5 protein-coding genes are annotated in these 7,185 nt (G+C 70.8%); 2 read left to right on the top strand and 3 right to left on the bottom strand.

The annotated features are described in order from the left end of the window. Positions 1-95 precede the first annotated feature (95 nt). Complete coding sequence (locus ACFSOX_RS23485) at positions 96-1,160, bottom strand: ABC transporter substrate-binding protein (RefSeq protein ID WP_378480246.1); 1,065 nt, start codon at positions 1,158-1,160, stop codon at positions 96-98. Between the two features lie 128 nt (positions 1,161-1,288). On the opposite strand from ACFSOX_RS23485, the gene ACFSOX_RS23480 reads away from it, so the two are divergent. Next, positions 1,289-2,095 (top strand): creatininase family protein, encoded by an 807-nt coding sequence (locus ACFSOX_RS23480; RefSeq protein ID WP_378480245.1) that lies wholly within the window; start codon positions 1,289-1,291, stop codon positions 2,093-2,095. Positions 2,096-2,276: 181 nt separating this feature from the next. Here the strand turns inward: ACFSOX_RS23480 and ACFSOX_RS23475 are convergent, their stop codons facing one another. Beyond that, on the bottom strand, positions 2,277-3,800 hold the full coding sequence (locus ACFSOX_RS23475) for a RimK family protein (RefSeq protein WP_378480244.1): 1,524 nt from the start codon (positions 3,798-3,800) through the stop codon (positions 2,277-2,279). Between the two features lie 195 nt (positions 3,801-3,995). Continuing rightward, the gene (locus ACFSOX_RS23470; protein WP_378480243.1) at positions 3,996-4,484 is read right to left on the bottom strand and encodes a GNAT family N-acetyltransferase; all 489 of its coding nucleotides are present in this window, start codon (positions 4,482-4,484) and stop codon (positions 3,996-3,998) included. Positions 4,485-4,854: 370 nt separating this feature from the next. Here ACFSOX_RS23470 and ACFSOX_RS23465 point away from each other — a divergent pair, with 370 nt between their 5' ends. Next, positions 4,855-7,092: a heavy metal translocating P-type ATPase gene (locus ACFSOX_RS23465; protein WP_378480242.1), complete on the top strand. Its 2,238-nt coding sequence runs from the start codon at positions 4,855-4,857 to the stop codon at positions 7,090-7,092. Positions 7,093-7,185 lie beyond the last annotated feature (93 nt).

The raw sequence follows: 7,185 nt of genomic DNA, 5'->3' as shown, positions 1-7,185 counted from the left end.
CACCCGACTCGGACCTTCGGTCCGAGCCACCCTCTCCCCGCACGCGGGGAGAGGGGAAACGCGCGCCGTGCCGGATCATGTCCAAGCCGGCGCCCTCAATTCTTCGGTCGCAGGTCGATGCCGACCCGCTTGTTGACGAACTGCAGCGTGTAGGAGCGGCGGAAATCCACGGTGGGCTTGGTGACGCCGGCCTTCACCATGGTGGCGAAGAAGCCGGACATGCGGGCGTCCGTCATGGCGCCGATGCCGAGCGTCAGCGCATCGCCCGAATCGACGATGCCGCGGTCGCGCAGCTGGCGGCGCGCATAGTCGAGCAGGTCGTCGCTCATATCCGGATTCTGCTTGCGGATCAGCGCGTTGCCGGCGCTCGGATCACCGTACAGATAGGTGTACCAGCCGATGATCGAGGCATCGACGAAACGCTGCACCAGCCCGGGCTTGCCCTCGACGAGGTCGCGGCGCGTCTCGATCAGGGTCGAGTAGCTGGTGAAGCCCTGGTCGGCGAGCAGGAACACCATCGGACGGATACGGCTCTGCTTCTCGATCACGTAGGGCTCGGAGGTGACGTAGCCCTGCATGGCGCTGCGCGTGTCGGCCAGGAAGGGCTGGGCGTTCGACGTGTAGGGCTTCACCTGCGCGTCGCTGAAGCCGTAGTCGGCCTTGAGCCACTGGAAGTAGCTCGCCATCCCCTCCTTGGAGACGAACAGGTTGAGCCGCTTGAGGTCGGCGAAGCGCTGGACCGCACCCGGATGGGCGATCAGCACCTGCGGATCCTTCTGGAAGATCGCCGCCACCGCGACGGTCGGGATCCCCTGCTCGACCGCGTCGAACGACTGCAGCGTGTTGGCGCTCATGTAGAAGTCGAGCTTGCCGACCGGCAGCAGCATGCGATTGTTGGCGTTGGGGCCGCCCGGCACGATGGTGACGTCGAGCCCGTAGCGCCGATAGGTGCCGTCGGCGAGCGCCTGGTAGAAGCCGCCGTGCTCGGCCTGGGCGACCCAGTTGGTGCCGAACGCCACCTTGTCGAGCGCGCTTCCGGCCCCTTGGGCGATCGCCGGCGTGCCCGCCGCGACGGCCGGCAGCGCGAGCGCGGCGAGCGCCGCGACCAGTCGGGCCAGCGCGCCGGACCGGCGCCGGAATGGACTTGCGAACCGCATCATTTCGTCCTCTGTAGGGGCGATCGTCCACCCCCGTCCCCACGAGCCGCCGCCGTGACCGGCCGGCCGTCGCTGTCGCGCCGCACGTTGTCGCGCCGACATCCTACCGTCACGTCGAGAGTTCTACGACAATGCTGCCGAAACGACACTGGGGCGACATGACCTGGGAGGATTTCGCGTCCGGCGACACGGCGCGCTGGATCGCCGTCCTGCCGGTCGCCGCCGTCGAGCAGCACGGGCCGCATCTGCCGGTGGCGACCGACACACTGATCGCGCAGGCGCATCTGGACCGCGTCGCGGCCCTGATCCCGGACGGCCTGCCGGCGACGCTGCTGCCCGTCCAGGCGATCGGCCACTCGACCGAGCACCTCGCGTTTCCGGGCACCCTCACACTCTCGCCCGAGACGGCGATCCGGGCCTGGACCGAGATCGGCGAGAGCGTTTTTCGCGCGGGGGTGCGCAAGCTGGTGATCGTCACCAGCCACGGCGGCAACGTGCAGGCGATCGACATCGTCGCACGCGAGCTGCGCGCGAGGCTCGCCATGCTGGTCGTCACCACCCACTGGCATCGCTTCGGCTATCCGGACGGGCTGTTCACGCCGCACGAGCAGCATCACGGCATCCACGCGGGCGACATCGAGACCTCGCTCGTGCTGGCGCACCGTCCCGACGCGGTGCAGATGGACAAGGCCCGGAACGCCGAGTCGGTCTCGGTCGCCATGGAGCGCGAGTTCCGCTGGCTGCATCCCTATACGCCGGCGCCGTTCGGCTGGATGACCCAGGATCTCCACGAGTCCGGCGCGGTCGGCGACCCCCGCCCCGCCTCGGCCGAGAAGGGCGTAGCCGCGATCGACCATGCGGCCCGTGGCTTCGTCGCGCTGCTGCACGAGGTCGCCCGGTTCGATGCTTCGCGCCTGAAGGACGGCCCGCTGGGGTGAAAGGCCGGCTTGGCGTCGCAGACCGGTAGGGTCGGCAAAGCCGCGCAGCGGCGTGCCCACGCCATCCGGCGCCGATGAGCACGACGGCGTGGGCACGGCGCGTTCCGCGCCTTTGGCAACCCTCACCCTCCCCATGGTATCCGCGAAACTCGTCCGGGGCACGCGGGAGCCGTGCACGTCGCTACCCCTCCATACGGGCCATGAACCACTTCAGCAGCCGCACCCAGATCTCGTCCTTGCCGACGGCGTCCTCGATGCCGTGCTCGAGGTTGGGATTGTCGTTGACCTCCATGACGACGACGCCGTCCGGCGTCTCCTTCAGATCCACCCCGTAGAAGCCGTCGCCGATCGGGCGGGCGGCCCGCACCGCCGTCTCGATCACGGCGGGGGGCGCCTGGTCGAGGTCGAAGGTCTTGAAACCGCCCTCGCGCGCGGTGCCGTCGGCCTTGTGCTTGACGATCTGCCAGTGGCCGCGCGCCATCCGATACTGGCAGACGAACAAGGGCTCGCCGGCGAGCACGCCGACCCGCCAGTCGAACTCGGTCGGCATGAATTTTTGGGCGAGCAGCAGATCGGTTTCTTCCAACAGCTCGTCCGCCACCCGCTGAAATTCTTGGGCCGTCGTGACCTTGTGGACGCCGCGTGAAAAGGAGCCGTCGGGGATCTTCACCACCAGCGGCAGGCCGAGCTCGTCGATCGCCCGCTCGAGGTCGGCCGGCTCGGAGACGATCCGGGTCGGCGGCATCGCCACCCGGTTCTGGCCGAGCAGCTCCATCAGGAAAACCTTGTTGGTGCAGCGGATCATCGAGATCGGGTCGTCGATGACCGGCATTCCCTCCTGCACGGCGCGGCGCGCGAACCGGTAGGTGTGGTTGTCGATCGAGGTGGTCTCGCGGATGAACAGCCCGTCGTACTCGGCGAGCTCGGCGAGCTGGCGCCGCCCGATCGGCTCGACGTCGACCGAGTGGCGCTCGGCGATGCGGGCGAAGTGCCGGATGGTCGCGGCCGAGGACGGCGGCATCTTCTCGTTCGGATCGTACAGCACCGCGAGATCGAACTTCGCCGTGGTGCGCGCCTTCGGGCTGCGCCAGTCACGCCGCGTGTGCTGATGGAGCGCGTCGCGGAAGAACGCCGCCTCGCCGTTGGCGAGCCGGGTGGCGTTGCGCATGCGGATGCGGTCGATCGACAGCCAGACGGCGCCGGTGTCGACCGTCACCTCGAGCGCCGGGCAGCGGAACCAGTCGAACAGGAGCCGGCCGAACGCCTCGAAGCGCGCATCGCGCGCGATGCCCTCACGGGCGACGCTGTCGCGCACGCGGCCCTCCGGCGCGGCGTTGCCGCGCACCAGGCCGAAGCAGACGAACAGCTTCAGCTCGCCCTCCGGCTGGAACTCGGCTTTTCGGGCGCACCGGTTGAGCGAGTCTTCGAGCTCCGGCAGCGCGTGCTCGTAGAGCTTGGCCTCGCGCAGCTCCAGCATGGTCTCGACGGTCGGCACCACGCGGTGGCCGCGCGCCTCGGCCAGCAGCGAGGCGTAATAGCCCTTCGACTGGTACGCATAGGAGCGCGACAGGTTGATCAGCTTCGGCCGCGCCGCCGCGAACAGCCGCGGGCGCGCCAGGTACTCGCTGGTGGTGATCACCTTGTGCGGCGTGTCGGCGTTGGGGAAGTCGCGGGGCTGGTCGACCAGGATGACCCAGCCGGTCATGAGAGAGGCCCTTTCCGAGCGGTGATCGTGCGTCCCGAGAACGCCGCGCGTCGGCTCCGTGTCGATCCGTTTCGTGTCGTCCGGATGACGCGATTCTGCTTGTCGAGGCGAATCATGGCGGTGCGAAAGGCCGCCGACGTCCGATCACGAAGATGTCAGAGGAGAGTGCGCCATGCCTCCCCTGGCTCTCCGGCGTCAGGCGCCGAGCGGCTTCTCGAAGCGCAGCGCGTCGCCCTGGTCCTCGTAATAGGCGACGTGGCGGCCGAACTGCGTGAAGCCGGCGCGTCGATACCGCTCGATCGCCCGGGCGTTGGTCTCGTGCACCTCGAGCCGGATCGCCCGGCAGCCGCGGGAGCGCGCCTCCGCCTCGGCGGCGGCGAGCAGCGCCGGCCCGAGACCGTGGCCACGTGCCGCCGGATCGACCGCGAGCGAGTAGAGGCGGCCGACCGTGCAACGCGCGCGCGTCAGCACCACGGCGGCGCCGGCGACGCGGCCCTGGTGCTCGGCGACCAGCACGACGGCGCTCGGCGAAGCGAGCAGGCTGCGGATGCTCCGCCGCGACATGCAGTCGGTCACGAACACGGCCTCCTCGAGCGCGGTCAGCGCGTCGAGATCGGCCGCGACGGCGCGGCGCACGCGCGGCGCGACCGCCGACGGCTCACGGTGTGAGGGCGCGTTCGGCATCACGGACGCCTCGCACGGCGCGCAGGGCGGCGCCGCACGATTGCGGGAACCGGAATATATCGCCATGGTGGTCGCGGCAGGTGCTCGGGATAGAGGTGCTCGGGATAGAGGTGCTCGGGGATACGGGGGTTCTGTGGCTCGCTGTTGGCCGGCTCGCGGAACTGACGCCTGCCGCAGGTGTGCGGCGAAACTCGCACCGCAGGTCGTGCCCGCGAAACCCGCGCGCAGATCTGCCCGCCGCGCCCGTGGCGTTGCCGGAACCGCCGGCCGTCGCCATCTTGGGCGAGAACAGGATCGTATGCTGATGTCACTGGCGCTCGAAAGCAAGACTTCGCCGACGGCTCCGGCCGGCCTCGGTGCCGCACCGGATATGGCACCCGGGGCCACGCCCGTCCATGTCGTGCTCGACATCACCGGCATGACCTGCGCGGCCTGCGCGGGCCGGGTCGAGACGGCGCTGAAGCGCGTTCCGGGTGTCGCGAGCGCGACCGTCAACCTCGCGCTGGAGCGCGCCGACGTCGACGCCGCGCCGGGCATCACCCCGGCGCAGCTCGCCGCCGCCGTGGAGCGCACCGGATTCGGCGCGCATCCGCGTCCGCCCTCCGCGGCCGAGCGCCGCCGCGAGGAGGAGGCCCGCGAGACGGAGCGCGTCGTGGCGGAGCGACGGCAGCTTGTGCTGCTCGTCTTCTCGGCGGCCCTGACGCTGCCGCTGGTGCTGCCGATGGTGGCGGCGCCGTTCGGCTGGCACCTGCATCTCGATCCGTGGATCGAGCTCGCGCTCGCCACCCCCGTGCAGGTGCTGGTCGGGGCGCGCTTCTACAAAGCGGCCTGGAAGGCGGTGCGGGCCTTCTCGGGCAACATGGATCTCTTGGTCGCGCTCGGCACCACGGCGGCCTATGCGTTCAGCTCGTACATGGTGTTCGACCGTGGCGCGGCCGCGACCGGCCATCTCTATTTCGAGGGCGCCGCCGCCGTGATCACGCTCGTGGTGTTCGGCAAGTGGCTGGAGGCGCGTGCCAAGCGCGGCACCACGGCCGCCATCCGAGCCCTGATGACGCTGCGACCCGAGCGCGCCCATGTCTTACGCGACGGTGCCGAGATCGATATCGGCGTCGACGACCTGCGCCCCGGCGAGCACATCGTGGTCCGGCCCGGCGAGCGCATCCCGGTCGACGGCACCATCGTGGACGGCGAGAGCGAGGCCGACGAATCGCTGATCACGGGCGAGAGCGTTCCGGTGGTGAAGCGGCGAGGCGACAAGGTGACGGCCGGCGCGCTCAACGGCGTCGGCCGGCTGATCGTCGCGGCCGTCGCGGTCGGCGAGGACACGACGCTCGCCCGCATCATCCGCATGGTCGAGAACGCCCAGTCCGGCAAGGCGCCGGTGCAGCGCCTCGTCGACCAGGTGTCGGCCGTGTTCGTACCGACCGTGATCGTGATCGCGATCCTCGCCTTCGCCGGATGGCTCGTCACCGGGCACGACGTCGAGACGGCGCTGGTCGCCGCCGTGTCGGTGCTGGTGATCGCCTGCCCGTGCGCGCTCGGGCTCGCGACGCCGGCCGCCCTGGTCGCCGGCACGGGCGCTGCCGCCAAGGCGGGGATCCTCGTGAAGGACATCGAGGCGCTGGAGCGCGCCGCCGTGGTCGACACCGTGGTGTTCGACAAGACCGGCACGCTGACCGAAGGCCGCCCGGCCCTCACCGACGCGGTGCCGCTCGCCGGATCGGGGCTCGACCGCGATGCGCTGCTGCGTCTCGCCGCCGCCGTGCAGGCCGGCAGCGAGCACCCGCTGGCCAAGGCCGTGACGGCCGCGGTGCCCGGCGTCGCGCTGCCGCCCGTGCAGGGCTTCCGCGCGCTGGTCGGGCGGGGCGTCACCGGTGCGGTCGAGGGCCGCATGGTCGCGATCGGCAACCGCGACCTGATGAACGAACTGGCGATCGACATCGGCCCGGCGGCCGCGGCGCTGGACAAAATCGAGACCGAGGCCCGCACCGCCGTCGTGGTGGCGGCGGACGGCCGCGCCGTCGGCGTGCTCGGCATCACCGATCCGGTGCGGCGCGAGGCGGCCGAGGCGGTCGCGCTGCTCGCGGCGCGCGGCATCGCGGCCCAGATGCTGACCGGCGATTCGCAGGCCGTCGCGGCCAAGGTGGCGGGCGACCTGAAGCTCGCCGCCTACACGGCCGGCGTGAAGCCGGCCGACAAGTCGGCGGCGCTCGACGCCCTGAAGGCCGACGGCAAGCGGCCCGCCATGGTCGGCGACGGCATCAACGACGCCCCGGCGCTCGCCGCCGCCGAGGTCGGCATCGCGCTCGGCACCGGCACCGACGTCGCCGTCGAGGCGGCGCCCGTCACCCTGATGCGGCCGGATCCGCGGCTCGTGCCCGCAGCGCTCGACATCGCCCGCCGGACGGTCCGAAAGATCCGCCAGAACCTGTTCTGGGCGTTCGTCTACAACGTGATCGGCATCCCGCTCGCCGCAGCGGGCTTCCTCACCCCGGCGCTGGCCGGCGCCGCCATGGCGATGTCGTCGGTCTCGGTGGTGACCAACTCGCTGTGGCTGAAGCGCTGGCGACCCGAGTTTTCGCCGCCCGCCCGTCCCGGCACCTGATGCAGCCTGATGCAGTCGTTGATGACCCCTCCCCGCGCGCGCTACGGCATGCACAGATCTTGTTGCGACGGATTGACTCGGGGCGGCAGGAGG

It is taken from the genome of Rhodoplanes azumiensis (assembly GCF_042682915.1).
Taxonomy (GTDB): Bacteria; Pseudomonadota; Alphaproteobacteria; order Rhizobiales; family Xanthobacteraceae; genus Rhodoplanes; species Rhodoplanes azumiensis.
Note: the sequence above shows the minus strand (reverse complement) of the source record. Positions and strands in the feature narration are given on the sequence as shown.